We start from the raw sequence: 26,303 nt of genomic DNA on the forward strand, positions 1-26,303 counted from the left end.
GCCCACCAAACTTCAACAACGACATTGCCCCCTGTAGGAGCGAGCATGCTCGCGATGGACGTCAACGATAACGCTGGAAACCTGATGCCCCGCGGCGCTGTCGGACTCATCGCGAGCATGCTCGCTCCTACAGGGGGCGTGTGATGATTCAAAGCCTGTCCAGCGCCTCGCCGCTGCGCTTGAACCAGCCCATCAAATAATCCGCCAGCACCTGCGTACGCCTGGGCAGCCCACCCTGATACGGATGCACCAGATACATCGGCATGCTGCGTGTCTGATAATCACGCAGCAGCCAGCGCAAACGCCCGTCAGCCAATTCCTCTGGCAATGCATAGGACGGCAAGCGGGCAATGCCGGCGCCAGCCAGTGCGGCTTTTTTCAACAGGTTGTAATGATTACTGGCGAACGGTCCCGAAACCCGCACCCGCAACAACTCGTGTTGTTGGTGATACAACCACTCCTCCCGACCACTGTAGTGGCTGTTGAGCAAGCAGCGATGCTCGGCCAGCGCCTGAGGAGACTGCGGTTCACCGTATTGCTCCAGATAGGCCGGGCTGGCACAGGTCAACTCCCGCCACGCCAGTAGCGGGCGCGCCACCAGGCGCTGGTCAATCGCCACATCGGAGCGGACCGCCAGATCGAAGCCGTCACGGGACAAATCGCGGTAGTTGTTGTTGAGCTCCAGCTCGATCTGCACCTGGGGATACCGGGCCGAGAACTCCAGCAACAAGCCATCGAAGAACGTTTCCCCAAGCGACACAGGAACGGTCATCCGCACCGGGCCCGCCATGTCATCCTTCAATCGTGCCAGGGCCTGGCGCGCGCGCTCGACTTGCACCACCAGCGCCTGGGCCTGGGGCAACAACGCAGCGCCTGCCGCCGTCAGGCTCAAGCGTCGCGTAGTGCGTTGTAGCAGGACCACGGAAAACTGCGCTTCCAACTGACTTATGCGCTTGGACAGCTGGCCCTTACTGCAACCCAATTGCTGCGCCGCCAAGGTAAAGCTGCCTGCTTCGACCAACACGGCGAATGCCGCCAGGTCATCCATCTCGCTCATGGATTGTTTCCATTTGAAAACTAAAGGTTGCCTATTAGCTCGCTTATCCGTGGAAAAAACCACTCTAAACTGAGGCCTCACTCAATCGATACGAGGATCAGCCAGTATGAAAATTCTTTTGATCGGTGCAGGTGGCACCATCGGTTCGGCCGTCGACAAGGAACTGTCCCAGCGCCACGAGATCGTGCGCATCGGCCGCAATAGCGGTGATTTCCAAGTGGACATCAGTGACAGTGCGTCGATTCGCAAACTGTTTGAACAAACGGGCAAGTTCGATGCGTTGGTCTGCGCCGCCGGCAACGTGACCTTCGCGCCATTGGATGAAATGACCGAAGAGAGCTTTACCCTGGGCCTGAAAGACAAGTTGATGGGCCAGGTCAACTTGCTGCTGATCGGTCGCGAGTTCGCGAATGACGGCGCGTCGTTCACCTTCACCACCGGCGTGCTCAGCCACGACCCGATCCGCAGCGGTGCAAGCGCAGCGCTGGTGAACGGTGCCCTGGACAGCTTTGTCCGTGCCGCCGCGATCGAATTGCCGCGTGGCTTGCGGGTCAACTCGATCAGCCCGAACGTGCTGGTCGAAGCCATGGGCAAATACGCACCCTACTTCCGCGGCTTCAAGCCGGTTCCGGCGGCCGACGTGGCATTGGCCTACGCCAAGAGCGTCGAAGGCTTGCAGACAGGTCAGACCTTTCACATCTGAACAGACCAAGGTGCGGCGCTGACTCAGCGTCGCATCAGGTTGCCGGAGGTTCCAGCAGCGTAGGCAGTAGATTGCCAGCGATCTCGCGCGGTACGGATATCATCAGACCGGGACCCTTGATCACCGTCTGGATCGTCGCGGTCGAGACCAGGATGCCGTTGATGGACAGCCGCAAAGGCTGATGCATTTGCTGACGCGTTACCTGCTCCAGGCGACCTTGCGCATCAGGGCAGAGCATGACCCTGAGCGCAATGGATTGCGGATTTGGATCATCGACCCGCTTAAGCTCCAGGTTCATTTCCGTAAAGTCCGACCTGGACGAAAGATCGATGTCTGCCGCCAGGCATTGCATCGCTGCCAACATTCCCAATGCCACAAAAATCAGCTTGCCTGAGCCCCTCATAACACCTCCTGCATAAACAAGACCGACAGGTTACGGCCAAAGGCCTTTCACCCTGGTGGTTCAAGTACAGCTGAATGTTTCTTGCGCGGCGGCGTTTCCAAAGCAAGTTCACTCATGGGTTGTGATGAACGGTCAGCCTGAGTAACGTGACGGCACCTGTCAGGAGACCCCAAGATGCGTGCTGCCCGTTCCTTAGTCCTCGTTGCCCTTCTTCCGCTGTTCGCCGCATGCCAGTTGTTCGATGGCTCGCGGGAAAGCGCTTCCCACGTCGGCCAGGCCCGCATGCAGGGCCAGTTGAGCGCAGCCGATGGCAAGCTGTTGTTCCAGCCATGCGGCGAGCAGAAACGTTATGCGGTCAACGACACGGGCGGTACCAGCGTCCTGCAACAGGCCGCGAGCCTGGCCGATGCCCAGGGCAAATTGTTTGCCGATGTGCGCGGGCAAATCGTTTCCGGCTCCGGTGATGGGCAACTGGACCTCGAACAGCTGTATCGCATCGAGCGTTCGGGCAATGCCTGTGCCCATCCCGACTTCAAGAAGCTGATCCTGCGCGCCGCCGGCCATGCCCCTGAGTGGAGCGTGAGAGTCACGGGCAAAGGCATGGTCCTTGAACGCGCCGGCCAGGCGCCGTTGGCCGTGCCCTATGTCGAGGAACAATTGGGCGAAGGCCGCTTCAACCTCAGCACCGAAGCCAACCAGCAGCACATCGAACTGTGGGTCGCACCGCAACGCTGCGTCGACAACAGCACCGGCAGCATCCAGCACATGAGTGCTGAACTGCGAATCAACGGCCAGGTGCAACGGGGTTGTGGGTATTTCGGCGGATCGCGCGACGACTGATCGTTTAAGCCTCACGGGCCTGAGCCTTTGAGGCTTATAATCGCCGGTTTCAAACGCCCTGGCGCAGTTGTGCGCCCCGCGAACCGGATCCTGCCATGTTACGAATCACCGAACTCAAGCTGCCAATCGACCATCCCGATGAAGACCTGCGCCCTGCCATCCTGCAGCGCCTGGGCATCACCAGCGATGACTTGCTCGATTTCACCTTGTTCAAGCGCAGTTATGATGCGCGCAAAAAGTCCTCCGAGCTGTGCTTCATCTACACCATCGACCTCGATGTTCGCGATGAGGCCTCGGTGCTGCACAAGTTCGCCGATGACCGTAACGTCAACGTGGCACCGGATGTCAGCTACAAAATGGTCGGCCAGGCCCCCGCCGACCTGAGTGTGCGCCCTGTCGTGGTCGGCTTTGGTCCGTGCGGGATTTTCGCCGGCCTGCTGCTCGCGCAAATGGGCTTCAAGCCGATCATCCTCGAACGCGGCACCGAAGTGCGCCAGCGCACCAAGGACACCTGGGGCCTGTGGCGTAAAAGCGTGCTCAACCCCGAGTCCAACGTACAGTTCGGCGAGGGCGGCGCGGGGACATTCTCCGATGGCAAGCTCTACAGCCAGATCAAGGATCCGAAGTTCATCGGGCGCAAAGTCCTCAATGAGTTCGTCAAGGCCGGCGCCCCGGAAGAAATCCTCTACGTCAGCAAACCGCACATCGGTACGTTCCGTCTGACAGGCGTGGTGGAAAACATGCGTGAGCAGATTCGCGCCATGGGCGGTGAAGTGCGCTTCCAGCAGCGGGTTACCGACGTGCTTATCGAGGACGGCCAACTGGTTGGCGTCGAACTCGATGGCGGCGAGCAGATCCACTCCAAACACGTGATCCTGGCCCTCGGCCACAGTGCCCGGGACACGTTCCGCATGCTGCACGGCCGTGGCGTGTTCATGGAAGCCAAGCCATTCTCGGTAGGTTTCCGCATCGAGCACCCGCAGTCGCTGATCGACCGCGCGCGCCTGGGCAAGTACGCCGGCCACCCGAAACTCGGCGCCGCCGACTACAAACTGGTGCACCACGCCAAGAATGGCCGTTCCGTCTACAGCTTCTGCATGTGCCCGGGCGGCACGGTGGTGGCGGCGACGTCCGAGCCAAATCGCGTGGTGACCAATGGCATGAGCCAGTACTCGCGTAACGAGCGCAACGCCAACTCCGGGATCGTTGTCGGGATTACCCCGGAAGTCGATTACCCGGGCGGTCCGTTGGCCGGTATCGAGTTGCAGGAACGCCTGGAATCCCACGCCTTTGTGCTCGGCGGCAGCAACTACGAGGCACCGGCGCAACTGGTCGGCGACTTTATCGCCGGCAAGCCGTCCACCGAGTTGGGCAGCGTTGAACCGTCCTACAAACCGGGCGTTGCCCTGGGTGACCTGGCGCTGGCCTTGCCGGCCTTCGCCATCGAGGCGATTCGCGAAGCCTTGCCGGCATTCGAGAAACAGATTCGCGGTTACTCGCTGCATGACGCGGTGTTGACCGGGATCGAAACCCGCACTTCGTCGCCGCTGCGAATTACGCGAAACGAGTCGATGCAGAGCCTGAACGTCAAGGGCCTGTTCCCGGCCGGCGAAGGCGCGGGTTATGCGGGCGGGATTCTGTCGGCGGGTGTCGATGGCATTCGCATCGCCGAAGCGGTGGCTCGGGATATCCTCGGCCTCCAAGCCTGACGCATATCCCTTGTGGGAGCGAGCCTGCTCGCGAAGGCGGATTAATACTCAACAGAAATGTTGACTGGTCTACCGCTTTCGCGAGCAGGCTCGCTCCCACAGTGATTTCTGCGCATGATTAATTCAGATATTGGCGCGCAACACGCTCGCCGGTAGCGCCTCGCCGCGTTCGACCGTCGCGGCAACCGCATCGATCAACCCGCTCAACTCAAACCCCTCGGCCTCAAGCCAGGCCTGATCGTAATACGTCGTGGCATAACGCTCGCCGCTGTCGCACAGAATCGCCACGATCGACCCCTCCTCCCCCGCCGCTGCCATCTGCTGCGCGGCCATCAGGGCGCCGATCAGGTTCGTCCCGCTCGATCCGCCGACGTGACGCCCCAGGCGTTTCGCCAGGTAATGCATGGCTGCCAACGACAACGCGTCCGGCACCTTGACCATCGCATCGATGACCTTGGGCAGGAATGACGCTTCCACCCGGGGCCGTCCAATGCCCTCGACCCGCGAACCGTGAGACAGGCGCAGGCTGGCATCGCCGCTCTGGTAGTAATCGAAAAACACCGAGCGTTCGGCATCGGCACACAACACGCGGGTGGCGTGCTGGCGATAGCGTACGTAACGTCCCAGGGTCGCCGTCGTACCCCCGGTACCGGGGCTGGACACCAGCCAGCTCGGCTCCGGCTGCTTTTCGAAGCGCATCTGCTGGAAGATCGATTCGGCAATGTTGTTGTTCGCCCGCCAGTCGGTCGCGCGCTCGGCGTAGGTGAACTGGTCGATGAAGTGACCATCATGTTCGCGCGCCAGGCGTTCGGATTCGGCGTAGATCTGCGTAGGGTCCGTGACCAGATGCGTTTGCCCGCCATAGAAAGCGATTTGCGCAATCTTCTCCTTCGACGTGCTGGCCGGCACGACCGCAATGAACGGCACCCCCAGCAAACGCGCGAAGTACGCCTCGGAAATCGCCGTCGAACCGCTGGACGCCTCGATGACTGGCGCTCCGGGCTTGAGCCAGCCATTGCACAGCGCGTACAGGAACAGCGACCGCGCCAGGCGGTGTTTCAGGCTGCCGGTGGGGTGGCTCGATTCATCCTTGAAGTACAACTCGATGCCGGCAAAGCCTGGCAGCGACAAGGGGATCAGGTGAGTGTCGGCGCTGCGCTGGAAATCGGCTTCGATGATCCGGATGGCTTCGCGGGACCACTGTCGGTTGTCGCTCATGGTAGTTATCTCGATGGATCGGGCAATTGGCGGCCTTTTCACAAGCCTCAACCTTCAAGCTTAGGAAAAATCCTACATCCAGCACAGATACAGCTGGGTTCCAATGCATCGGGCAACTGCTAGGCTCAAGACCTTGCCGAAAAATCGTGCTGTTACGACATATAACAAAAAAGAATATAACTTTTGTTTTAACAACTAACGGTACGGGTTAGGGTGTGCCACCTTTTGACTTTATCGATGGAGAGCGACTATGCCTCTGCGTAGCACGTTCACGCGTTTCTTTCAGCTGGAAGCTGCCAGCGGTCTGTTATTGATCGCCGCGGCTATCCTCGCGCTGATCATCAATAACTCCCCGCTGTCGTGGCTGTACAACGGCCTGCTGGAAACCCCCGTCGTCGCCCAGATCGGCGCGCTGAAAATCGCCAAGCCCCTGCTGCTATGGATCAATGACGGGCTGATGGCGATGTTCTTCCTTTTGATCGGTCTGGAGGTCAAGCGCGAGGTCCTCGACGGGCAACTGTCCAAGCCGTCACAGATCGTCCTGCCCGGCGCAGCCGCCATTGGCGGCATGGTCGTGCCGGCGCTGATCTATTGGTTCCTCAACCGCGACAACCCGCCGGCGCTGAACGGCTGGGCGATCCCGACAGCCACCGACATCGCTTTCGCGCTGGGTGTACTGGCGTTGCTGGGCAAACGCGTTCCGGTGTCGCTGAAGTTGTTCCTGATGACCCTGGCGATCATCGACGACCTCGGCGCCATCGTCATCATCGCGATTTTTTACTCCGGCGAGCTATCGACCCTGTCCCTGGCACTGGCTGCAGCCTGCATCGCGGCGCTGATCGGAATGAACCGGCTCGGCGTGGTAAAGCTCGGACCGTACATGATCATCGGCCTGATCCTCTGGGTCTGCGTACTCAAGAGCGGTGTGCATGCCACGCTGGCGGGGGTGACCCTGGCCTTCTGCATACCGTTGCGCACGAAAAACGCCGAACCGTCGCCCCTGCTGACACTGGAACACGCGCTGCACCCCTGGGTGGCCTACGGCATCCTGCCGTTGTTCGCCTTCGCCAACGCCGGCCTGTCCCTGAGTGGCGTTACCACCGAGAGCTTCACCCATAACGTGCCAATGGGCATCGCGATTGGCCTGCTTCTGGGCAAGACAGTCGGCGTGTACGGCCTGACCTGGCTGGCGGTGAAAACCGGCATCGCCGCCCTGCCCCAGGGTGCCAATTGGGGCCAGGTGCTGGGTGTCGCGATTCTTTGCGGCATAGGCTTCACCATGAGCCTGTTTGTCGGTTCGCTGGCCTTTGAGCCAGGCGTGAGTGACTACGCGGGGATGGATCGGATGGGGATACTGACCGGTTCGATTCTGGCGGCCTTGGTTGGCTATGCCGTCACGGCGGCAGCCAGTCGCAAGTCTGCGCTGCAAACGGCGCGCCTGTAGGAGCAAGCTGGCTCCAGGCGGCGTTCCGATGGACGTCAACGATGATGCGGGAAACCTGAAACCCAACGGTGTTTTCAGGTTTTTCGCGAGCAAGCTCGCTCTTACAAAAACCGCACCGAGCTTCGGATTCTTCCTACGAGCTTTACGGAAACTGCCTGCATAAATCCCCAAGCCTTTCTCGTTAACGTTGCGATTTGTGACCGTGCCTTTTGCTTTTTGCAGGCACGGTCAAATTCAGCAATTTTGGAGAGGGTTATGGCGCTACGTCAGGAACTGATGCCCCCGCACCTTTGCGAAACCAAGGTTGCTCGCCTTGCAAACCTAGCTGCGCAAATTGATGGCGCAGATCAGGATCAGATCAGGGATCAGTTGGCTGAATTCAATCGAGAGGCTATGACGGATCTGACCTCTCTCGATTTTCCAGGTATTAACGGAGCCCAGGATCATGACACATGGGTTCGCCAGATCCTGATGGGGCCTTATGAACGCCGCCTGAAGGATATCTCCCAATGTGAACTGATCGAAATGGCTCGAAGAGTCATGGATGACGATAACCCGGAACACGCCACCTGCTTCTGGCTGAAAATGTTGGCACTCAATATCCCGGATGCTCGTATTTCCGATCTTTTTATCTGGCCCGGTGAATATTTTGGTGATGGGGACGGCGCTCGAGAATTAATACCCGAGCAAGTCATTGAAACAGCCCTAAAGAACGATCTGTAGCCCGATGCCGGAAACCGGCGCAAAAAAAAACCCGACCAGTCACCCTGGTCGGGATTTTCCTTTACCGTATTTACCGCTTAGTGAGAAACGCGACTGGTGCCATCAACCGTGGCAATACGCACGCGCTCGCCGACGCGGAACACTTCGTTTTCCTGAACCTGCTGCACGTAGGCACGCATGCTGCCGTCGTCTTCACGCACGGTGATCTCCACGCCCTGGGTGCGGGTCAAGCCTTCTTCGGTAGCCGAGCCCAGCAGCCCGCCGGCCACTGCGCCGATGACCGCTGCGACGATACTGCCCCGGCCGCCGCCGATGGCACTGCCGCCAACACCGCCGACCACTGCACCCGCAGCGCCGCCGATCGGGGTCTTGGTACCTTCGATTTTCACCGGCCGCAGGGCTTCGATGGTGCCCATGCGAATCGTCTGCACGCGACGCGCTTCGTCACGGGAATAGGAGTCACCGGTCAAGCTCGATTGGCAGCCAGTGAGCAACATCGCCATGGTGGAAAAGGAAGCAACCAGCAGAACAGACTTACGCATAGCATCAACTCCAAAGGACAAGTAACCATTAAACTCCGCAGCTGAACGCCTGTCACGGCCTTGCCTGGAGAAAATTGCTTCGATTCAGGCGCTGTACAGGCCCCTCGACGAGCTCACCACACAGTAACGGCCTATTTGCAAAACTGCGCCACTGACCAGGGATCTATATGGATTACTTTATCATTGTCGTCACTACCGTCGCCGGACTGTACTTCCATGGGTGGCTGTACGTGCGCATCAGACGCTGGATGGACCGTGACCTGGCATTGGCGCTGGCCGGCAAGGACGAGCAGAAAAAAGCCTTCATGCTCGAACAGTTGGCAAGCGCTCATGCGCAGAAAATCAAGCGTCGAGACCTGCCGCGGTGGCTCGAGGCCGCAGCGGCAAGCTATTCCGAGCGGTAGACTGCTTAAGGCGCCAGACGTTCAAGAATCCAGTCGGCGCCCTGCAGGCGATAGTTGAGCCGGTCGTGCAGACGGCTTGGACGGCCCTGCCAGAACTCGATGCGCTCTGGTAGCAAACGATACCCACCCCAATGTTCAGGGCAATGTGGCTGGGTATCGCTGAAACGCTGCTCGGTATCCTTGAGCAGCGACTCCAGCTCGCTGCGATCGGCTATCACCCGGCTCTGCGGCGAAGCCCAGGCACCAAGGCGGCTGCCCAGCGGGCGCACCTGATAATACGCATCGGACTCCTCGGGCGTGACCTTCACCACCCGCCCTTCAATCCGTACCTGACGCTCCAGCGTCGGCCAGAAAAACGTCATGGCCGCGAATGGATTCGCCTCCAGCTGCTGGCCTTTGGCGCTGTCGTAGTTGGTGAAAAAGGTGAAGCCCTGCGCATCCAGTCCCTTGAGCAGCAGAATCCGGCAATGCGGTCGCCCGTCCTGGTCGACAGTGGCCAAGGTCATGGCATTAGCCTCCACCGGTGCCTGTTCGGTTTTCACCGCGTCGGCAAACCATTGGTGGAACAGCGCAAACGGCTCGGCCGGGGCTTGCGCCTCGGTCAGGCCATCACGGGTGTAGTCGCGGCGCATATCAGCCAGGGCCTTGGTCATGGCGCAATCCTTATGGTTAACGAATCACTTCTTTGTGGTATCGGCAGCGACTTTGGTCGCGTCGGCAGCGGCTTTGGCCGGTGCGGTCTTTTTCGCTGGCGTTGCGGTTTTAGCCGGTGCCTTCTTGGCTGGAGCCTTGGCGGCTTTCTTGGCCGGCGCTTTCTTCGCCACCGGTGCAGCCGCTTTCTTCGCTTCGCTTGGTGCTGGAGTCACAGGCTTGGCCACCGGTTTGATGTCCTGGGTTGCGACCATGCGAACAGGCGCCGGGGCCGGCATATTGTACTTGCTCAGCAACGCGACCATGGTGTTTTGCGGCGTTACCAACAGCTCTACTCGACGGTTCAAGGCGCGGCCCTCAACGCTGTCGTTGGCGGCACGCGGGGCTTCGCCGCCCATGCCACGCAGCATCAGGCGATCACGCTGCAGGCCACTGAGGCGGAAGATCGCCGCCACGGACTGCGCACGCTCCTGACTCAGCTTCACATTGGCAGGCGCTGCGCCCGAGGTATCGCTGTGGCCGAGTACCAGCACGGCGGTCTTCGGGTCAGCTTCAAGGATTTTCGCAACGCGAGTGAACGGGCCGAGCGTCACCGGCAAGAGCATGGCTGGGCGGTCCGGGTTGAACGAGCCCTCTACGGGCGCGGTCACCACCAATACGTTTTCACGGCGTTCGAGTTGCAGGTTGCTGTCCTTGATCGCTGTGCGCAGACGCGGTTCGTAGTCGTCCAGCCAAGCCTGGGTTACTTTCGGATCGGGCATCGGCACGGCTTTGGCTGTGCTCTGCTCTTTGCCACCGAACGGCCACCACCACTTGCCCCCTGCATCGGCCTCAGCCTTGGCCACTTCGACCGGCTTGGCTGCAGGTTTTACTTCTGGTTTTTTATCGAGCGCTTCCTCGGAACCGAACGGCCAGTACCAAGGGTTGGAACTCTCAGCCTTGGCAACCGGCGCGGCAACGGGTTTCAGCGGAGCCGGTGCTGGCGCTGGCTCCTTGGCCGCGACTTTGTCGGAAGACCCGAACGGCCACCAGCTGCCGCCGTCTACATCACTTTTAGGAGTCTGTGCGCAACCTGTAATAGCGAAGCACAGTGCCAAGGCGAGGGTGGGTTTGGTTGACATTGGATATCCACAAAAATGAAGTCATTAGAATCAGGCCGGTCGGCCCGCATAAAACAGACGATTGGAAACTGAAAAGGCCGTCGGGTTCCAGCTCCGGAACCTTTGAGCGTGATTTACAGACAAGTGGCCAGTACCCGCACAAGCCTTTGTGCGCGTGGATCCATCAAGACGTACGGCCCCAGGGTATTTGTCACAAAACCGAACGCCACATCATGCTCGGGGTCAGCGAAACCAACGGAGCCGCCAGCACCCGGATGCCCGAACGCTCTCGCGCCCAGCCCGAAGGTGGCATTGGGCACATCCGGTTGATCGAGCATGCAGCCCAGGCCGAAACGCGTTCGAGTCAATAAGGTCTTGTCCTCGCCGAGGCTGTGCTCGCGGGTCAGTTCATCGAGCAACTCGCCTTCGAGCAGGCTGCCATCGAGCAACCCGGTGTAAAACCCGGCCAGGCTACGGGCATTGCCATGGCCATTGGCCGCCGGCTGCTGCATGCGTCGCCACTCCGGCTTGTTGGTACTGGTCAGAACCGACGGCGGATTGGTGAAAGCGCGGGTGGTCATGGCCGTTGGTTCACGCATGGTCACTTGTAGCAGACGCTGGGCCGCCGCATCGCCGACATTGCCCTTGCCGCGGGCAATGTGCGCCACGCGATAGAACTCTTCATCGGCCAGGCCGACGTGAAAATCCAGGCCCAAAGGCTTGGCAACCCGCGCCACGATGGACTCACCGGGGCCACGACCATCGGCTCGGCGCAACAGCTCGCCGACCAGCCAGCCATAAGTGATGGCCGCATAACCGTGACCTTCGCCTGGCGTCCACCAGGGTGTTTCGGCGGCCAGCGCCTCGACCATGGTTGGCCAGTCGTACAGCGCTTCGGGGGCAAGCAGCTCGCGCAACGCCGGCAGCCCGGCCTGATGGCAAAGCAGTTGGCGCAAGGTGACCGATTCTTTGCCGGCGGCGGCGAATTCCGGCCAGTAGCGAGCCACCGGGGCATCCAGTTGCAGCTTGCCTTCGGCCACCAGCTGCAGGGCGGTGACGGCGGTGAAGGTCTTGGTGCAGGAGAACAGGTTGGCAATGGTGTCGCTGTGCCAGGCTTCAGCCCCGTCCTTGTCGGCGGTGCCAGACCACAGGTCGACGACGGTTTCGCCGCCGATCTGGATGCACAACGCGGCGCCACGTTCCTGAGGATCGTCGAACAACGCCGCGAACGCTTCGCGCACTGCCTCGAACTTAAGCTCGTAATGACCCTGAATCTGCACCCGCGACTCCCCGAAGAACGTTCTGTAAAGTGGCCCGCATTGTTCCAGCCCTTGAGGGTTTTGGGAACAGGTGCGGGCTGGGCGGTCAATCACTGGTAGAACTGATCAGAAATTTTTGGAGCCTGTGAAGACGCCTTCGCGAGCAAGCCCGCTCCCACCTTTTGATCGCATTTGTTCTGTGAGAACTCAGTCAAATGTGGGAGCGGGCTTGCTCGCGAAGAACGATAACGCGGTGCTTCAAGACTCAATGACCTTTGCCGGAATGCCCACCCGCGCCTTTCCCCGGGCCTTTCCCGGCTTCGGCCTTGCGCCCGCCCTCGGCGTCGTGGCTGGCTTTGTCGACCTCAGCTGCGGCCTTCTGCGCCTCTTTGCCCAACTGATCGAGCGCCGCCAGGTTGCTCTTGCGCGCACTGTCGACAAAGCCCTGGAATGGCAGATCGGTAACGCCTACCAGGCCAAAGTGACCATTTTCGCCGTCCAGCAGGCGCCCGGTCACGGGTTGGTCGAGGTATTGAAACCAATGCACCCCGACAATCGACGGTTCGTTCAGCGCCTGCTTCAGGAAATTCGCGTAGGCCGGGCCACGGTCTTCTTCCTTCGCCAGTTGCGTCACGCCGCCCCAGAACGGGCCCCGATCGGTCGAGCCAAAGTTGAATTCGGTGATCAACACCGGCTTGTCGAGGCTGCGCAGTTGAGCGAAGTCGTAACCATCCTGCGGTTGCAAGGTGTACATATTGAAGCTCAGGACGTCGCAATACTGCGCACAGGACTCAACGGCTTCCGGGGTACTGATGGCGAACCGGCCACCGAGCAGCAACTGGTTGGGCGCGTGCCACTTTAGGGAGTCGGAAATGGTCTTGAAGTAGGTGTCGGCGAAAACCTTCTGGAAATATTTGAAGTCAGCCTCGATTTCCGGATGCTCGGCGCTTGGTAACGGCGGCACGAAGCCTGGGTCTTCCATCAGTTCCCAGGCTGGCAGATCGATACCCCAGGCTTTCGACAAGCCCGCCTGGTTACGGTATTTATCGCGCAACTGCTTGAGGAATGCGCGCTTGGCCGGCACGTCGGTGGTCATTTTCAGGGTGGCGTACGCCAGCGCGTAACGGGCTTTCGGGTCGTCGCCGGGACCGGCCCAGGCCAGTTCGTTATCAGCGAAGTAACCGATCAGCCATGGATCGTCACGGTGATCGCGGGCGGCAATGGCCACGGCGCGCTCGGTCGCCATGGCGAAGCGCGGGTCGAACGGGTCGGGCATCCCGCCCCACCAATCGCTGCCGGTGCTGATGCTGGCGTAATCGCCGACGATCGACAGGGGCAAGGTGTAGGGAACGCGTTCGGCGTCACCCAGGCTCGAGGCGCTCCAGTTGCCGAGGGTGTTGAAGCCCCAGGCTTGCAGTCGGTCCAGGGTGTGGCGGGTCCAGCGTTGCTCGTCAAACGTCGTCTTGCACGGCTCGGCAGGTTTTGGCTCCGATGCCTTTGCCACCGTCGCATCGACGGCGCCGGTCCTGGCGGCTTCAGCGACACCGGATTCGGCCGTCGACGGCGTGACAGGGGGCTCGGCAGCCTTCTCGATCGTTGCCTCTAGCGCGTCGGCCTTGGCCGCTTGCGCGACGCCCGCCTTGGTATCGCTACCTGATGCACAAGGGTCGCCATACAGACGCTGCAAATTGGCACCGTAGAAGTCGTACCACTTGCCAAAATTGAAGCCGCGGCCCTGATCCACACCATTACCACCGCGGTTGTCACCTTCACCGTAGTGACTGGCCAGCGGCTCGCCAGCCTTGGGCAGGGATTCGAACATCCATTCACGACCGGCGACGTAGGTCTGGTTGACGTCCGCCGTAACGGCATTGACCCCCAGCGAGTAGAACGGATGACCTTGCGGCGTCACTAGGTACCAGCGGCCGTCGCGTTTTTCTGTGCGGAAAAAGCCGCTGGCCTTGAACGTCGGCCCGTTGGTCCACCCGCCGAATTTGTCCAGGGAAGACTTTTCGCGCTCAGCCAGCCAGGTTTTCAGCTGCTGCTGTTCCTTGGCGGCGACGCTTTTCAGTTGTTCGTCGCTGCTGATTTTTTCCGGCCATTTGGCCCGGGTCGATTGGCCATAAGTGTCCACCAGCGCGCCATAGACCGTTTGGGTCACCCCTTCGCCGTCCTGCACCCCGAAGCGCTCCAGCAAGATGCTTTGGGCGACTTTCGGCTGATCCATGGACAAGCTGACCGACACTACCTGGCTACGGTCCAGTTCACCGGCACTGCTGGCCAGCAGAACGCGCTGGCCGTCGACCGTCATCGGCATCGGTGGCCCCGCCTTCATGCCTTGGCTGAGCGGCGAAGTCGGCTGCAATGGCACCAGCAGGGTCTGCGCTGGGCCGGCTGGAAGATCGACGCGACTGACCAAAGTCTTGCCGTCGTTGCTCTGGATGGTCACGTACAAGGTCACGGCCCAGTTCATCGCGCTCTGGATCCGCAAGCTCATCACGCCCGACTGCGACCAGTCCCATGCCCCGCTCTGTGGAGACAGGCGCAGCGTCGGCCGGGCTACCGGGTTGAACGTCACCCGGCGTAGCACTTCACCCTCGGCGGTTTGTTCGGCGTTGGATTGCGGCAGGCTGGCGTCCTGGGTCGCCACCTGGACTACATCGGCGGGGCGCACAAAGTTGAACAGCGTCTGTTGGCCTGCGGGTGCGGCCAGCAAGGGCGCTGCGAACAGGGCAAGAACGGCAGGTAGCGAGCGACGCACATAACGGCGAATCATGAGAACGATATTCTCCCTAGCGACCCGGATGGGCCAATGGAAAAGCGATGGTAGAGAGATAGACAGCGCGGTGGGCAAAACTGCCCACCGGTTTATCAGGAAATTTCACGTCGGAAGGGAGGTAACGCATTGAGGATCGCCTTGCCATAGCGCTGGGTGACCAGGCGCCGATCGAGCAAGGTGATGGTGCCGCGGTCCTCTTCGGTGCGCAGCAGGCGGCCGCAGGCCTGGACCAGTTTCAGCGAGGCATCGGGAACCGAGATTTCCATGAATGGATTGCCACCACGGGCCTCGATCCATTCGGCCAATGCCGCTTCCACCGGGTCATCCGGTACCGAGAATGGAATCTTCGCGATCACCACGTGCTCGCAGTACGCGCCGGGCAAGTCGACCCCTTCGGCGAAACTCGCCAGGCCGAACAACACGCTCGAATCCCCGCCATCGACCCGCGCCTTGTGCTTGTTCAGGGTTTCCTGCTTCGACAGGTTGCCTTGAATGAACACTTGCTTGCGCCAGTCGCGGTCCAGGCCGTCGAACACGTCCTGCATCTGCTTGCGCGAGGAAAACAGTACCAGCGTGCCCCTTGAGCCTTCGACCAGCTCCGGCAGATCGCGGATGATCGCCGCGGTATGGGCCGCTGCATCCCGCGGATCGGCGTTCAGGTTCGGCACCCGCAACACGCCGGCGTCAGCGTGATGGAACGGGCTCGGCACTACGGCGGTCACGGCTTTTTTCGGCAGGCCGGCGCGCATGCGAAAGCGGTCGAAGGTACCCAGGGCAGTCAAGGTCGCGGAGGTTACGAGCGCACCGTAGGCCACGTTCCACAGGTTGCGCCGGAGCATTTCCGCCGCCAGGATGGGACTGGCGTTGACCTCGATATCGAACAGCGAACCGCTTTCCGCCAGGGTCAGCCAGCGCGCCATGGGCGGGTTGTCCTCGGGGTCTTCAGCGGTGAACGCGACCCACAACTCCCAGTTGCCCGAAGAACGGGACAACAGGCTGCCGAACAGCGGATACCACTCTTCGGCCTGGTTACTGGCGATGCCGATATTGACCTCGCCGTCCATGCCTTCCTTGAGCAATTCAGTGAGGCGGGTGAACAAATCAGTCAGGCGCGCAAAGCCTTTCTTCAGTTCGATGCCCATTTCGCGCATGTGCTCGGGAATCACCCCGCCGACGAAACGGTGACGCGGGCGTTCGCGGCCTTCGACGTCTTCGCCGGGCTTGAAATCTGCAGCCTGTTCGCAGGCGGTGAACATGAACTGCTGCTGCGTCTTGATCTCCCGCGCCAGCTCTGGCACTTGCTCGATCAATTTGCCCAGGTCACCCGGCAAGGGATGCTGGGCCAGCAGCTTGGTGAGGTTCTTGGCGGTGGTTTCCAGCCAGTCGGCGGTGGAGCGCAGGCGCGTGTAGTGGGCGAAATGACCGATGGCCTTGTCCGGCAGGTGATGGCCTTCGTCGAACACATAGATGGTATCGCGTGGATCGGGCAGCACGGCCCCGCCACCGAGCGCCAGGTCAGCCAGGACCATGTCGTGGTTGGTGACAATCACATCGACCTTGCCCATGCCTTCGCGGGCCTTGTAGAAGGCGCACTGGCCGAAGTTCGGGCAATGGCGGTTGGTGCACTGGCTGTGATCGGTGGTCAGGCGCGCCCAGTCGGCGTCCTCCAGGGCAGTGGACCAGCTGTCGCGGTCACCGTCCCACTTATTGCCGGCGAGTTTCTCGATCATGCTGGTAAACAGCTTCTGACTGGCCTCATCGACCTCGATCTTGAAACCTTCTTCCTCGAACAACTGGGCGGTGGCGGTTTGGGCGTGACCTTCCTGGAGCAACATGTCGAGCTTGGACAGGCACATGTAGCGCCCACGCCCCTTGGCCAGCGCAAAACTGAAATTCAACCCGCTGTTGCGCATCAGGTCGGGCAGATCCTTGTAGACGATCTGCTCCTGCAAGGCCACGGTGGCGGTGGCAATCACCAGGCGCTTGCCGGCCGCCTTGGCGGTAGGGATGGCCGCCAGGCTGTAGGCCACGGTCTTGCCGGTACCGGTGCCGGCTTCCACCGCGACAATCGCGGGGTCGCCACTGCGCCGGCCTTCGTCGTCGGTGTCGATGTCACCGAGGACCTTGGCGATTTCGGCGATCATCAGGCGTTGGCCGTAACGTGGCTTGAGGCTCTTCGCTTCGAGAAAACGCGAATAGGCGCCCTGGATCGTGGTTTTGAGTTCAGTGCTGATCATGGATTGTCGGGCGCAAGAAACGCTGGATAAATTTTCAGTAGTTCGGTTCGGCCGCTATCATACCCCGCTAATGAATCCCGCGCAGAACGGAGTAACCCGATGACACCTTTTAGCCTCATTTATAGCCTGCATGTACTGGCGGCCCTGGTCTGGGTCGGCGGCATGTTTTTCGCCTGGATGGTCTTGCGCCCCGCGGCCTTGAAGGCGTTGGAGGGCCCTGCCCGGTTGAAGCTGTGGCTTGAAGTGTTTCAGGGTTTTTTCCGCTGGGTCTGGATCGCGGTGCTGTTGTTGCCGATCAGCGGCGTGGGCATGATTCATCTGCAATACACAGGATTTGAAACCGCGCCGCGTTACGTGCAGGTGATGATGGGGTTGTATGTGGTGATGACCGCGCTGTTCATCCGGATCCAGGCGTTGATGTTGCCGGAGTTGCGCGCCGCGGTAACGGCCCAGGATTGGCCGGCGGGGGCTGCGGTGCTGGGGAGGATTCGCCGGTTGGTGGGAATCAATCTGATCGTTGGCCTGGTGTTGGTGGCGATTGCGGCGCTTCGGCCGACGTTGTGACCGTTCCCACGCTCTGCGTGGGACCGATCGGTCTGGGGGATGGGGGTTACAACCGCTGCACCGTTACCGAACCTGCAGCCCCCTCCTCTCCCGGTTGCCCGTCCAGGCCAGGCTTGCCACTCTTGCCGCCATCGGCCTTGTAGACCAGGCAACCCTTGGCTTTACCGCCCGCCCCCGGCTTACCACCTGGCCCGGCCACGCCACCGGCACCGCCGGCCACTTGAACCTTGATCTTGTCTGCCGGGTAATCACGAGGCACCGCCAGCCTGACCGCCGCGCCAGGCGCACCGGCCTGGCCATTGCTGCCATCGCTGCCATCGGCACCGCGACCTGCCTGGCCCCAGGCGCAACCTGGTGCCTGGCCGTTGGCCCCGTCGAGGCCGACGAATCCTGGTGCGCCCGCGCCACCGCGACCATCCACCAGCAGTTGCGGTGCCGTCAGTGCCTTGATCTGCAAGTTCAGGTTGCGCCCGGAGCGGGCAGCCTTCTGGTAAGTCCCCGGTGCGCCGCGCGCGTTGATCTGGCTGCCCTCGGATAACTCGGCACGGTTGACCTTCAACTCCAGCGCCTGCTCACCAGGGACGATGGTGATCCGCGCATCGCGGCCCAGGCGCAGTTCACCAACGCTGACTTCGGTCACGTTCGAGGGAATCAGCAAGGTGCCGTAGTCGGCCACTTCCAGGCGTTCCAGTTGCAAGGTGCTGGCCGTGTTGGGCAGGCGCATCAGCGAGTTGGTTTCAACACTCACCACCTGGGCGCAAGCCAATGGGCTGATGAGGGCGGCGAGCAGACAGAGTTTACGCATGGGAAGCCTTAGATGCGGTGGGAGCCGGGAGGGTTTGCAGGTGGAAAACGCCGAAAAAGAGCACTTTCAAGCGATCGAGCCAAGGGTGGGCGCGGCCCCTGAGGCTGCGGTAGCAGAACAGCGCCTCCAGTAGATGAAGCCCCGCCAGAAGGCACCCGGCCAGGTTGACCAACGGGTGCAGCGGATAGATGAACGGCGTGAGCAGATTGACCAGCACCACCAGCCAGAACACCAGGGTCAACAACTTCCCCAGCCCCCATATCACCTTCATACACGCCCCCGATCAGAATTATTATTTGCTCGCACAGTAACGGCTTCCACGCGGGATAAGCCAGAGGGCAAGCGCAAATTCTTCACAAGGTTCGGCAAATAGCCGACGGAACGACGTAAAACATCGCCCGACGGCTCTATTGCGGGGCTCAGCGATTGATGTGCAACTCCACACGGCGGTTTTGCGCGCGTCCTTCTTCGGTATCATTATCAGCAACAGGTTCGCTCTCGCCCTTGCCTTCGCTGGTGACTTTATTGGGCGCAACGTGCTGGCTGAGCAAATAATCGGCGACACTGCTGGCACGTTTTTGCGACAGTTCCTGGTTGTACTCATCCGATCCGACACTGTCGGTATGGCCGATCACCTTGATGCTCGCGACGCTGGGATCCTGCAGTTTGCCCATCACCGAATCCAGCTTGCTTTGCATGCTGGGGGTCAAGTCAGCGCTATTGAAGGCAAATAGCACATCGTCGGCATCGCTCAGTGTGATGACTTCGGCTTGCGCAGGTTCGGCCTTCACGCTGGCCGGGTACTGCGGCAGCGGGCAACCATGATGTTCCACAGGCGTATTGGCGGGCGTGTCAGGGCAGCGATCGCGACGGTCGAATACACCATCGTCGTCTTCGTCCCCATCCTGGGCATAGCAGATCAAACCTCCGGTCAAGATACCCAGCGCCGCGCCACCGGCCGCCCAACCGCCACTTTCGATAGCGCCCAGGCCTCCACCGACAAGCCCGCCAATGAGACTGCAAATCGGCCAGGTACGTTGATTGAGGGGGGCAGTGCCATCGCTATGGGTAGCGCAACCGGTCAACAGGCTGCCAAGCAGCAGAACCGGCAAGACGGTCCGTGTGAAATAGCTCATTTTTGAAAGCTCCTGTGCCACCGGCCGATGCCGGCTACACAGGAGTAAAGACCCGCATCCACGACTGCACAAGCCGTGGATGCGAGGGGTCTAGCGGTTGATTTTGATTTCCGTGCGACGGTTCATCGCGCGACCGTCAGCCGTTTTGTTGTCGGCAACCGGCTGGCTTTCCCCGGCCCCGGTGACCGACACGAAGCTGCTGCGAGGCACACCGCTTTCGATCAGATATTCCACCACCGAATGCGCGCGGCGGTCCGACAGTTTCTGGTTGTAGGCATCGCTGCCCACACTGTCGGTGTGTCCGGTCACGGTCAGTCGGGCGCTGGCTGCTTCCTGTTTCAGGCGAGTGGCGATGGTGTTGAGCTTCTCTTTATCGGCGGCTGTCAGCTTGGCCGAGTCGAACTGGAAGTTGACGTCGCGGATGACGATGGTTTCTTCCTTGACGACCACGACCTCTTCAACCACCGGAGCAGGCGCTGGTGGTGGGCAACCATCGGCATCGACCTTCACGCCCCGTGGCGTGCCCGGGCACTTGTCGCGGCTATCGAGCACACCATCGCCATCTTCGTCACCATCACCGTGAACCCAGCAATAAGCTGCAGCCGTAGCACCGACTACCAACGCGCCATAACCGGCCCATGATGAACTCTCGGTTGCGCCGAGACCCGCACCTACGACACCACCAACCGCCGCACAGGTCGGCCAGTCGGTTTTCTGCAAACCTGCACAACCAGTCAACACACTGGTTAGCAGAACCAGGGGTAATGCTGTCCGAACTATGCTCATCTAGTTTTCTCCTGAAGGATCGGCTTAGAACCGATTCAGGGAGTAAAGACCCGAGTTTTAATCTCCGCCAGCAATAGGCCATGGCAGTTTTATCTCGTGTTAACAGGGGATCGTGACTTTTCACGCAAAGCCGCTCTAGGATCGAACAAGCGGGCAGGCTAGTCTTGGCAAATCTGATTGAGGATTTTCAATGAATGCAGGTATTTCTTCACGTACGCCGCAGCAGGCTCTGGCCGCTTTGCTGGACCGTTATGCCCCTGCGCGCCTGCTGTTGATTGGCGCCAGCGAATTCCCCGCGCTTGAAGCCTTCAAGCTTGCGCATCCGGACAGCAGCGTGGCGCATACGTCGCCCGGACCGCTGCCCGCCGAGCTGGCGGCGCGCCGCTTTGACCTGGCGCTGGTGGTCGACTGCCTCGAACACCTGCCCAAGCGAGATGGGCTGAACCTGCTCGGTGGCATTCGCAACCTCAATGCCAGCCGCATCGCGGTGCTGGCCGACTTGCCCGCGAGCGGCTGGCAGGAAACCGATTTTTTCTCCCTGGCACTGCAAGCCAGCGAACGCTTCCAGCGAGACGAGCAGGTGCTGACACTGTTCACCTATGATCTGCTTGACTACAAACAAGTACCCGACTGGCTCAACTCGCGGTTCTGGGCCAATCCGGAAAATTTTGGGAAATACTGGTGGTAACGCAATGAGTACATCCATTTGCCCTTGCGGAAGCGGCACCCTGCTCGATGCCTGCTGCGGCCATTACCATGCCGGACATCCGGCACCCTGCGCCGAAGCCCTGATGCGCTCGCGCTACAGCGCCTACGTGCTGGGCCTGATCGATTACCTGGTGGCCACCACCCTGCCCGCCCAGCAAAGCGGGCTCGATCGCCAATCGATCACTGACTGGAGTGCCCAGAGCACCTGGCTGGGCCTTGAAGTCGAAAGTTCCGAAGTGCTCGGCGGCCAGCCGGAGCATGCCTTCGTCACGTTCACCGCACGCTGGCACGACGGCAGCGGCGAGCACAGCCATCGTGAACGCTCATCGTTTGTACAGAATGCCGGACGCTGGTACTTCATCGACCCTACCGTGCAACTGAACATCGGACGCAACGACGCATGCCCTTGCGCCAGTGGGCATAAGTTCAAGAAGTGCTGTTCGGGGTATTTCGGTAACTAACCCCGGACTGTAGGAGCCGGCTTGCCGGCGAACCATACGACGCGGTGTGTCAGATACACCGCTTTCGCTGGCAAGCCAGCTCCTACAGGTTCAAGGGAGAAAAAAACGACCATGATCACCCAGCAATTCGGACGCATTCTACTCACGCTGGCTCTTTGCCTGGGGCTCGGCGGCTGCGCGTCCTGGTTCAGCAACGATGAGCCAGACCCCGAGGTGCATCTGGTCAGGGTCGAAGTCGTGCGGGCCAAGTTGTTGGAGCAACGGTTCGTCCTGCATTTTCGCATCGACAACCGCAATGACAGCGAGCTGACCGTGCGCGGACTGGAGTACCGCATCCACTTGGGCGACATCCTGCTGGCCGAGGGCGAGCACGAGCACTGGATCACCGTAAACCCCAAGAGCAGTCGTTTTTACAAGGTGCCGATCCGCACCAACCTGTGGCCCAAGGTCAAGGACCTGGTCAAACAACTAAAAAACTCCGAGCAAGCCATTCCCTATCGTCTGGAAGGTGAGATGGAAACCGGTTTATTCATCGCTCACTACGTGCACCTGGCGCGTAATGGCGTGATAATCCCCGCCGATCTAATTCCGGAGCAACCTCGATGACCCAGCAACCCCATGTTCATGGCCCAGACTGCAACCACGATCATGACCATCACCAGCATGATCACGACCATGGCCATGTTCACGGCCCGAACTGCGGCCACGCCCACCAGGAACCGGTGCGCAACGCCTTGAAAGACGTCGGCCGCAACGATCCTTGCCCATGCGGCAACGGCAAGAAGTTCAAGAAGTGCCACGGCGCTTGATCGGCTGAATCCGATTCTCTGTAGGGGCTACGGGTGTATCAGGCTGGCCGCCTTCGCCGGCAAGCCGGCTCCTACAGGGTTTCAACCGCGTCCAGGATATGTGCCGTGCTGGTGACGGTGGCGTACTCGCCGTGCAAGTTCCCCAGCGACATCGCATGAACCTCTTCGGCTGAATGGGCATTGCCGAAAAAATCGGCCTTGTCGAAGGTAAAGCAGCCATCCTCCACGACCCAGGTCTCAAACCCCAGATTGCCTGCCGTGCGCGCCGTGGACTCCACCGAGTTGTGAGTCGCCACGCCAACGATAACCAGTTGCTCGATCCCCGCCTCGCGCAAAACGGCTTCCAGCCCCGTCGAACAAAACGCGTCCGGTACCTGTTTTTGAATGTGTCGTTCGCCAGGCGCAGGCAGAAACTGCGCCTGAAACTCCACCCCGGACTGCCCAGGCCAGAACACTGAATCCTCTGAACGGGACAAATGTTGCACGTGGATCACCGGCCGAGCGCTGCGGCGCCAATGGCCTAGCAGTTGCAGCATGCGTTCCTCGGCCTGGGGATTGTTCCGCCGGCCGAGTTTGGGATGCAGGATGCCTTTCTGTTGGTCGATGATGATCAGCGTCGCGTTGGTCTTGAGCTCCATGCAGACTTCTCTCAGACGATTCAAAGGGGGCAAATCTTGCAGATTTTTTCATAAGGACCGCTCCCATGTTGCATGGGAGCGGCCATCAGCGCCGGCTCAGTGACCGAACACGCCTACCTTCTTGGCTTTCTTTTCGGTGCGCTTTTCGATGGCGGTTTTCAGCGGTTTTTTCTTCGCTGCTTTCTTCGAATCCATACCTTTGGACATGATGCGTACTCCACTGACTGGGGATGTGAGATCAGGTATACACCTATCTTCGGCGGCGTGTTCTTTTATAATCACCCGCTTTGCGCACCGACAGTCCCAGACCATGCCCGATACCCAGTACACCCGTCTCGACGAGCCGTCATGGCCGCTGATGAACAAGTTTTATCGCGCCCATCAATCGTCGATGAAGGCGGTCCGCGACGCCCAATTGTGGGTTGCGCGGCGCGACGGGATCGTCGCGGCGCTGTGCTTGCGGCCGGTGTCCGGCGGGCATTGGTTGACCGGGCTGTTTGTCGACCCGGCCTGTCGCGGACAAGGGGTTGCCGCGGCATTGATCGCCGCCGCCACCCAAAACATTGAAAGCCCGGTATGGCTGTTCTGTCATCCGGACTTGCGTGATTTTTATCAACGTCGTGGCTTTGCCTTCGATCCGCCAATGCCCTACGCCATGGTCGAGCGCCTGAGTCGCTACGCGCGCAGCAAGCCGATGATTGCCATGGGCCTGGAGCCGTAACAGTCAGTCGTCGGCGTTGGGATCAAGGTCCGGGAACATCACCTCGGTAAACCCGAACTTGCTGAAATCGCTGATGCGCGACGGGTACAACCGACCGATCAGGTGATCGCACTCATGCTGCACCACCCGCGCGTGAAACCCTGAAGCGATACGCACGATCGGCTCACCCTTGGGGTCGAACCCTTCGTAGCGGATGTGTTGATATCGATCCACCGCGCCGCGCAGGCCAGGCACCGACAGGCACCCCTCGAAACCTTCTTCCAACACAGGGCTCAACGGCGTGATCAGCGGATTGATCAGAATGGTCTGTGGCACCGCTTCGGCGTCCGGGTAACGTTCGCTGTGCTCGAACCCGAAGATCACCAGTTGCAGGTCGACACCGATCTGCGGTGCGGCCAGGCCTACCCCGCCGACGCTTTCCATGGTCTGGAACATGTCGTCGATCAGTTGCCACAACTCGGGGCTGTCGAACATCTCGGCCGGCACTTGCGGGGCAATGCGCAGCAGGCGTTCATCGCCCATTTTCAGAATTTCACGGATCATGGTCAGGTTTCGTCAATGGTCGGTTTGGGTTTTGAATGATCCCGGCCCAGTCCCGACACGTGGTGTTTTTCCTCATGGACGGGTCCATGCTCGCCGGGAACCTTCTCGCCAGGGTCTTTGCCCTCTCGCGACATGTGCTCGATCACCGCATTCATTTCCGCTCCCAGCAGCAACACCGCGGCGGAAATGTAGAAGTACAGCAACAGCACGATGATCGCACCGATACTGCCATACATGGCGTTGTAGTTGGCGAATTCCTTGACGTACAAACCAAAGCCCAGGGACGCGATGATCCAAACCACCACCGACAGCACCGAACCTGGCGTGATGAAGCGGAACTCCTGTTTGACGTCGGGCATGACGTAGTAGATCAAAGCGACGGCAACCATCAACAAAATCACGATCATCGGCCAGCGCACGATGCTCCACAGCGTCACAATGAAGTACTCAAGACCAACTTGCGATGCGATCCAGCTCATCACCTGCGGCCCTAGCACCATCAGGGCGGCAGCGATAAGCAGCATACCGGCGATGCCGACGGTGTAGATGATCGACAGCGGAAAGCGCTTCCACGCCGGCCGACCTTCAACCACATCGTAGGCGGCGTTCATCGCGCTCATCATCAAGCGCACGCCGGCCGACGCGGTCCACAGGGCAATCACGATACCCACCGACAGCAGTCCCCCCTTGGATTGCTGGAGCTGGTCGATCACCGGGTTCACTTGCTCGAGCGCCTGGGGTGGCAACACCAGTTCCGATTGCAGGCGCAACCAGGAAAAAAAGTCCGGCAGATGCAGGAAGCCGATCAGGGCGATCAGGAACAGGATGAAAGGAAACAACGAAAACAGCATCTGATAGGCCAGCGCCGAGGCATAGGTCGACATCTCGTCATCGACGAACTCGGTGACCGTGCGCATCATCACACGGTGGATAGGCAGGCCTCTCATGTCTGGAAAAATCATTAGCGTCTCCATTCGCCGCAATCAAGATAGGGTTGAAGTCGTGGCGACTCAGGGGCTGTTTTCTACATCAAAGCAGTTTACTTGGCGACTTTGAAACGATTTCCGTGCTCAAGTTCAGGCTGACACAAAAACGGCCATCCGTGGATGGCCGTCGCTTTTGCCAATCAGGCCGAATCAGGCCTTGTCGACGCCTTTTTTGATAGCGTCCTTGGCCTTGCCCACGGCTTGCTGAGCTTCGCCTTTCTTTTCCTGCACGACGCCTTCGGCGCGCATCTTGTCGTTGCCGGTAGCCTTGCCAACGCCTTGTTTGACGTTACCAGCGGCTTCATTGGCCATGCCTTTAACTTTATCGCCTGTGCTGCTCATGGTATTTCTCCCGAACATATTGATGAATAAAGTGGTTACAGAAGGTTGACCGGAGGCGATCGCACGGAGTTTCATTTATTTTTATCGCGACATTTCATCGATCCGAGCAGGTTGGGCTTTATGTTTACCGGCCAACCCCCGAGAATGCGCAACGTATTCAGGCCTTGGCGCTGAAGATCCAATTTTGTAGGAATGTTATGAAACTCGATAAAAAGCAGGCCATTGCCCGCAGAAATCAGGAACTCGGCGGTGCTGTGCTTGGCGTCAACAATTGCCACTTCACCGAACTGAACCGCAACCGCAACATCTGGTGGTTCGACATTCCGGTGTCGCGCCTCGCTGTTGGGCAGTACGAGTGGATTCACCTGCTGATGCACACGCCAGACACCGACGAACTGCTGCACCTGAAAGTGCCGACGGTGTTCCTGCGCGAAAAACTCGAAGGCCTGGTGGTACGCAACGAAGGCAAGCGCAAGGCAGCCCTGAGCCTGGAACTGAGCGCCGACAAGGACTCGTTCCTGCAGGACATGCGCCCGGCGGGCACCAACGTTAATTTCGCGCCGTTCCGCCAATAACACCCCTGTTGCCCTGATCGTTCCCACGCTCTGCGTCACTAGTGTCCGGTAAACATGTTTCATAGCTGAAGGCTGCCTTGGGCAGCCTTCAGCTTTTCTCGCTCCTGCCTTCGTCGATCCCTCAGTTCTGGAGTAGCGGGCCGTTCGTGCAGGACGTGAG

The 26,303-nt window shown here is 60.2% G+C and carries 30 protein-coding genes; 13 read left to right on the plus strand and 17 right to left on the minus strand.

Annotated features, from left to right (window positions below; genetic code table 11):
* Positions 1 to 148: 148 nt before the first annotated feature.
* Positions 149 to 1,057, minus strand: a complete 909-nt coding sequence (locus CGA21_RS11785) for a LysR family transcriptional regulator (RefSeq protein WP_110748908.1) — start codon at positions 1,055 to 1,057, stop codon at positions 149 to 151.
* Between the two features lie 106 nt (positions 1,058 to 1,163).
* Here CGA21_RS11785 and CGA21_RS11790 point away from each other — a divergent pair, with 106 nt between their 5' ends.
* Positions 1,164 to 1,760: a short chain dehydrogenase gene (locus tag CGA21_RS11790; RefSeq protein WP_179055441.1), complete on the plus strand. Its 597-nt coding sequence runs from the start codon at positions 1,164 to 1,166 to the stop codon at positions 1,758 to 1,760.
* 34 nt (positions 1,761 to 1,794) lie between these two features.
* On the opposite strand, the gene CGA21_RS11795 is transcribed toward CGA21_RS11790, so the two are convergent.
* Positions 1,795 to 2,163 (minus strand): hypothetical protein, encoded by a 369-nt coding sequence (locus tag CGA21_RS11795; RefSeq protein ID WP_188264246.1) that lies wholly within the window; start codon positions 2,161 to 2,163, stop codon positions 1,795 to 1,797.
* A 174-nt stretch (positions 2,164 to 2,337) separates the two neighbouring features.
* On the opposite strand from CGA21_RS11795, the gene CGA21_RS11800 reads away from it, so the two are divergent.
* Together CGA21_RS11800 and CGA21_RS11805 are read left to right on the plus strand one after the other, a co-directional pair.
* Positions 2,338 to 3,003, plus strand: coding sequence for a COG3650 family protein (locus CGA21_RS11800; RefSeq protein ID WP_188264247.1), 666 nt, complete (start codon positions 2,338 to 2,340; stop codon positions 3,001 to 3,003).
* Between the two features lie 95 nt (positions 3,004 to 3,098).
* On the plus strand, positions 3,099 to 4,712 hold the full coding sequence (locus CGA21_RS11805) for an NAD(P)/FAD-dependent oxidoreductase (RefSeq protein WP_020798118.1): 1,614 nt from the start codon (positions 3,099 to 3,101) through the stop codon (positions 4,710 to 4,712).
* Positions 4,713 to 4,835: 123 nt separating this feature from the next.
* Here CGA21_RS11805 and CGA21_RS11810 read toward each other — a convergent pair whose 3' ends face one another.
* Positions 4,836 to 5,930 (minus strand): PLP-dependent cysteine synthase family protein, encoded by a 1,095-nt coding sequence (locus tag CGA21_RS11810; RefSeq protein WP_188264248.1) that lies wholly within the window; start codon positions 5,928 to 5,930, stop codon positions 4,836 to 4,838.
* A gap of 250 nt (positions 5,931 to 6,180) precedes the next feature.
* Between CGA21_RS11810 and nhaA the strand changes: the two genes are divergently transcribed.
* Positions 6,181 to 7,374, plus strand: coding sequence for a Na+/H+ antiporter NhaA (gene nhaA / locus CGA21_RS11815; RefSeq protein WP_188264249.1), 1,194 nt, complete (start codon positions 6,181 to 6,183; stop codon positions 7,372 to 7,374).
* A 255-nt stretch (positions 7,375 to 7,629) separates the two neighbouring features.
* Positions 7,630 to 8,097 (plus strand): hypothetical protein, encoded by a 468-nt coding sequence (locus CGA21_RS11820; protein ID WP_110748896.1) that lies wholly within the window; start codon positions 7,630 to 7,632, stop codon positions 8,095 to 8,097.
* A 77-nt stretch (positions 8,098 to 8,174) separates the two neighbouring features.
* Here CGA21_RS11820 and CGA21_RS11825 read toward each other — a convergent pair whose 3' ends face one another.
* Entirely contained in the window at positions 8,175 to 8,639 is a 465-nt protein-coding gene (locus CGA21_RS11825; RefSeq protein ID WP_020798113.1) for a glycine zipper 2TM domain-containing protein, read from the minus strand.
* Between the two features lie 167 nt (positions 8,640 to 8,806).
* On the opposite strand from CGA21_RS11825, the gene CGA21_RS11830 reads away from it, so the two are divergent.
* A complete protein-coding gene (locus CGA21_RS11830; protein ID WP_033043204.1) occupies positions 8,807 to 9,043 on the plus strand; it encodes a hypothetical protein in 237 nt (78 codons plus the stop codon).
* Between the two features lie 5 nt (positions 9,044 to 9,048).
* Here the strand turns inward: CGA21_RS11830 and pdxH are convergent, their stop codons facing one another.
* From pdxH to dinG, 5 genes are all read right to left on the minus strand, one after another.
* Entirely contained in the window at positions 9,049 to 9,696 is a 648-nt protein-coding gene (pdxH, locus tag CGA21_RS11835; RefSeq protein ID WP_179055434.1) for a pyridoxamine 5'-phosphate oxidase, read from the minus strand.
* 24 nt (positions 9,697 to 9,720) lie between these two features.
* Positions 9,721 to 10,815 (minus strand): OmpA family protein, encoded by a 1,095-nt coding sequence (locus CGA21_RS11840; protein WP_110748892.1) that lies wholly within the window; start codon positions 10,813 to 10,815, stop codon positions 9,721 to 9,723.
* 113 nt (positions 10,816 to 10,928) lie between these two features.
* A complete protein-coding gene (locus CGA21_RS11845; RefSeq protein ID WP_110748890.1) occupies positions 10,929 to 12,074 on the minus strand; it encodes a serine hydrolase in 1,146 nt (381 codons plus the stop codon).
* A gap of 244 nt (positions 12,075 to 12,318) precedes the next feature.
* The gene (locus CGA21_RS11850) at positions 12,319 to 14,829 is read right to left on the minus strand and encodes a beta-galactosidase (protein ID WP_188264250.1); all 2,511 of its coding nucleotides are present in this window, start codon (positions 14,827 to 14,829) and stop codon (positions 12,319 to 12,321) included.
* A 95-nt stretch (positions 14,830 to 14,924) separates the two neighbouring features.
* Positions 14,925 to 17,069 (minus strand): ATP-dependent DNA helicase DinG, encoded by a 2,145-nt coding sequence (gene dinG, locus CGA21_RS11855; protein WP_110748887.1) that lies wholly within the window; start codon positions 17,067 to 17,069, stop codon positions 14,925 to 14,927.
* A 99-nt stretch (positions 17,070 to 17,168) separates the two neighbouring features.
* On the opposite strand from dinG, the gene CGA21_RS11860 reads away from it, so the two are divergent.
* A complete protein-coding gene (locus tag CGA21_RS11860) occupies positions 17,169 to 17,633 on the plus strand; it encodes a CopD family protein (protein WP_188264251.1) in 465 nt (154 codons plus the stop codon).
* A gap of 46 nt (positions 17,634 to 17,679) precedes the next feature.
* Here the strand turns inward: CGA21_RS11860 and CGA21_RS11865 are convergent, their stop codons facing one another.
* The 4 genes from CGA21_RS11865 to CGA21_RS11880 all read right to left on the minus strand — a co-directional run bounded on the left by CGA21_RS11865 (position 17,680) and on the right by CGA21_RS11880 (position 20,360).
* Positions 17,680 to 18,438, minus strand: coding sequence for a collagen-like protein (locus tag CGA21_RS11865; protein ID WP_110748883.1), 759 nt, complete (start codon positions 18,436 to 18,438; stop codon positions 17,680 to 17,682).
* Positions 18,431 to 18,709, minus strand: coding sequence for a DUF1145 domain-containing protein (locus tag CGA21_RS11870; protein WP_110748881.1), 279 nt, complete (start codon positions 18,707 to 18,709; stop codon positions 18,431 to 18,433). Before CGA21_RS11870 ends, CGA21_RS11865 begins: the two co-directional genes overlap by 8 nt.
* Positions 18,710 to 18,857: 148 nt before the next feature.
* The gene (locus CGA21_RS11875) at positions 18,858 to 19,574 is read right to left on the minus strand and encodes an OmpA family protein (RefSeq protein ID WP_188264252.1); all 717 of its coding nucleotides are present in this window, start codon (positions 19,572 to 19,574) and stop codon (positions 18,858 to 18,860) included.
* Positions 19,575 to 19,664: 90 nt separating this feature from the next.
* Positions 19,665 to 20,360 carry an OmpA family protein gene (locus CGA21_RS11880; protein ID WP_110748877.1) on the minus strand — a complete coding sequence of 232 codons (696 nt, stop codon included), beginning with the start codon at positions 20,358 to 20,360 and terminating at the stop codon, positions 19,665 to 19,667.
* A gap of 190 nt (positions 20,361 to 20,550) precedes the next feature.
* On the opposite strand from CGA21_RS11880, the gene CGA21_RS11885 reads away from it, so the two are divergent.
* From CGA21_RS11885 to CGA21_RS11900, 4 genes are all read left to right on the plus strand, one after another.
* Positions 20,551 to 21,048, plus strand: coding sequence for a DUF6231 family protein (locus tag CGA21_RS11885; RefSeq protein WP_188264253.1), 498 nt, complete (start codon positions 20,551 to 20,553; stop codon positions 21,046 to 21,048).
* 4 nt (positions 21,049 to 21,052) lie between these two features.
* Entirely contained in the window at positions 21,053 to 21,529 is a 477-nt protein-coding gene (locus CGA21_RS11890; RefSeq protein WP_110748875.1) for a YchJ family protein, read from the plus strand.
* A 111-nt stretch (positions 21,530 to 21,640) separates the two neighbouring features.
* A complete protein-coding gene (locus CGA21_RS11895) occupies positions 21,641 to 22,135 on the plus strand; it encodes an LEA type 2 family protein (RefSeq protein ID WP_110748873.1) in 495 nt (164 codons plus the stop codon).
* Positions 22,132 to 22,338: an SEC-C metal-binding domain-containing protein gene (locus CGA21_RS11900; protein ID WP_008056806.1), complete on the plus strand. Its 207-nt coding sequence runs from the start codon at positions 22,132 to 22,134 to the stop codon at positions 22,336 to 22,338. The genes CGA21_RS11895 and CGA21_RS11900 overlap by 4 nt, the downstream gene beginning before the upstream one ends.
* A 71-nt stretch (positions 22,339 to 22,409) precedes the next feature.
* Here CGA21_RS11900 and CGA21_RS11905 read toward each other — a convergent pair whose 3' ends face one another.
* Positions 22,410 to 22,976, minus strand: coding sequence for a cysteine hydrolase family protein (locus CGA21_RS11905; RefSeq protein ID WP_188264256.1), 567 nt, complete (start codon positions 22,974 to 22,976; stop codon positions 22,410 to 22,412).
* 310 nt (positions 22,977 to 23,286) lie between these two features.
* Between CGA21_RS11905 and CGA21_RS11910 the strand changes: the two genes are divergently transcribed.
* Positions 23,287 to 23,697 carry a GNAT family N-acetyltransferase gene (locus CGA21_RS11910; RefSeq protein ID WP_020798096.1) on the plus strand — a complete coding sequence of 137 codons (411 nt, stop codon included), beginning with the start codon at positions 23,287 to 23,289 and terminating at the stop codon, positions 23,695 to 23,697.
* Between the two features lie 3 nt (positions 23,698 to 23,700).
* Here CGA21_RS11910 and def read toward each other — a convergent pair whose 3' ends face one another.
* From def to CGA21_RS11925, 3 genes are all read right to left on the minus strand, one after another.
* Positions 23,701 to 24,240: a peptide deformylase gene (gene def, locus CGA21_RS11915; protein WP_188264254.1), complete on the minus strand. Its 540-nt coding sequence runs from the start codon at positions 24,238 to 24,240 to the stop codon at positions 23,701 to 23,703.
* 2 nt (positions 24,241 to 24,242) lie between these two features.
* Positions 24,243 to 25,202, minus strand: a complete 960-nt coding sequence (locus CGA21_RS11920) for a YihY/virulence factor BrkB family protein (RefSeq protein WP_020798094.1) — start codon at positions 25,200 to 25,202, stop codon at positions 24,243 to 24,245.
* Between the two features lie 174 nt (positions 25,203 to 25,376).
* Positions 25,377 to 25,568: a CsbD family protein gene (locus tag CGA21_RS11925; RefSeq protein ID WP_110748868.1), complete on the minus strand. Its 192-nt coding sequence runs from the start codon at positions 25,566 to 25,568 to the stop codon at positions 25,377 to 25,379.
* Positions 25,569 to 25,765: 197 nt separating this feature from the next.
* Here CGA21_RS11925 and CGA21_RS11930 point away from each other — a divergent pair, with 197 nt between their 5' ends.
* Complete coding sequence (locus CGA21_RS11930) at positions 25,766 to 26,143, plus strand: hypothetical protein (protein ID WP_008019269.1); 378 nt, start codon at positions 25,766 to 25,768, stop codon at positions 26,141 to 26,143.
* Positions 26,144 to 26,303 lie beyond the last annotated feature (160 nt).

Source organism: Pseudomonas sp. PSB11, assembly GCF_014596605.1.
Lineage (GTDB): Bacteria > Pseudomonadota > Gammaproteobacteria > Pseudomonadales > Pseudomonadaceae > Aquipseudomonas > Aquipseudomonas umsongensis.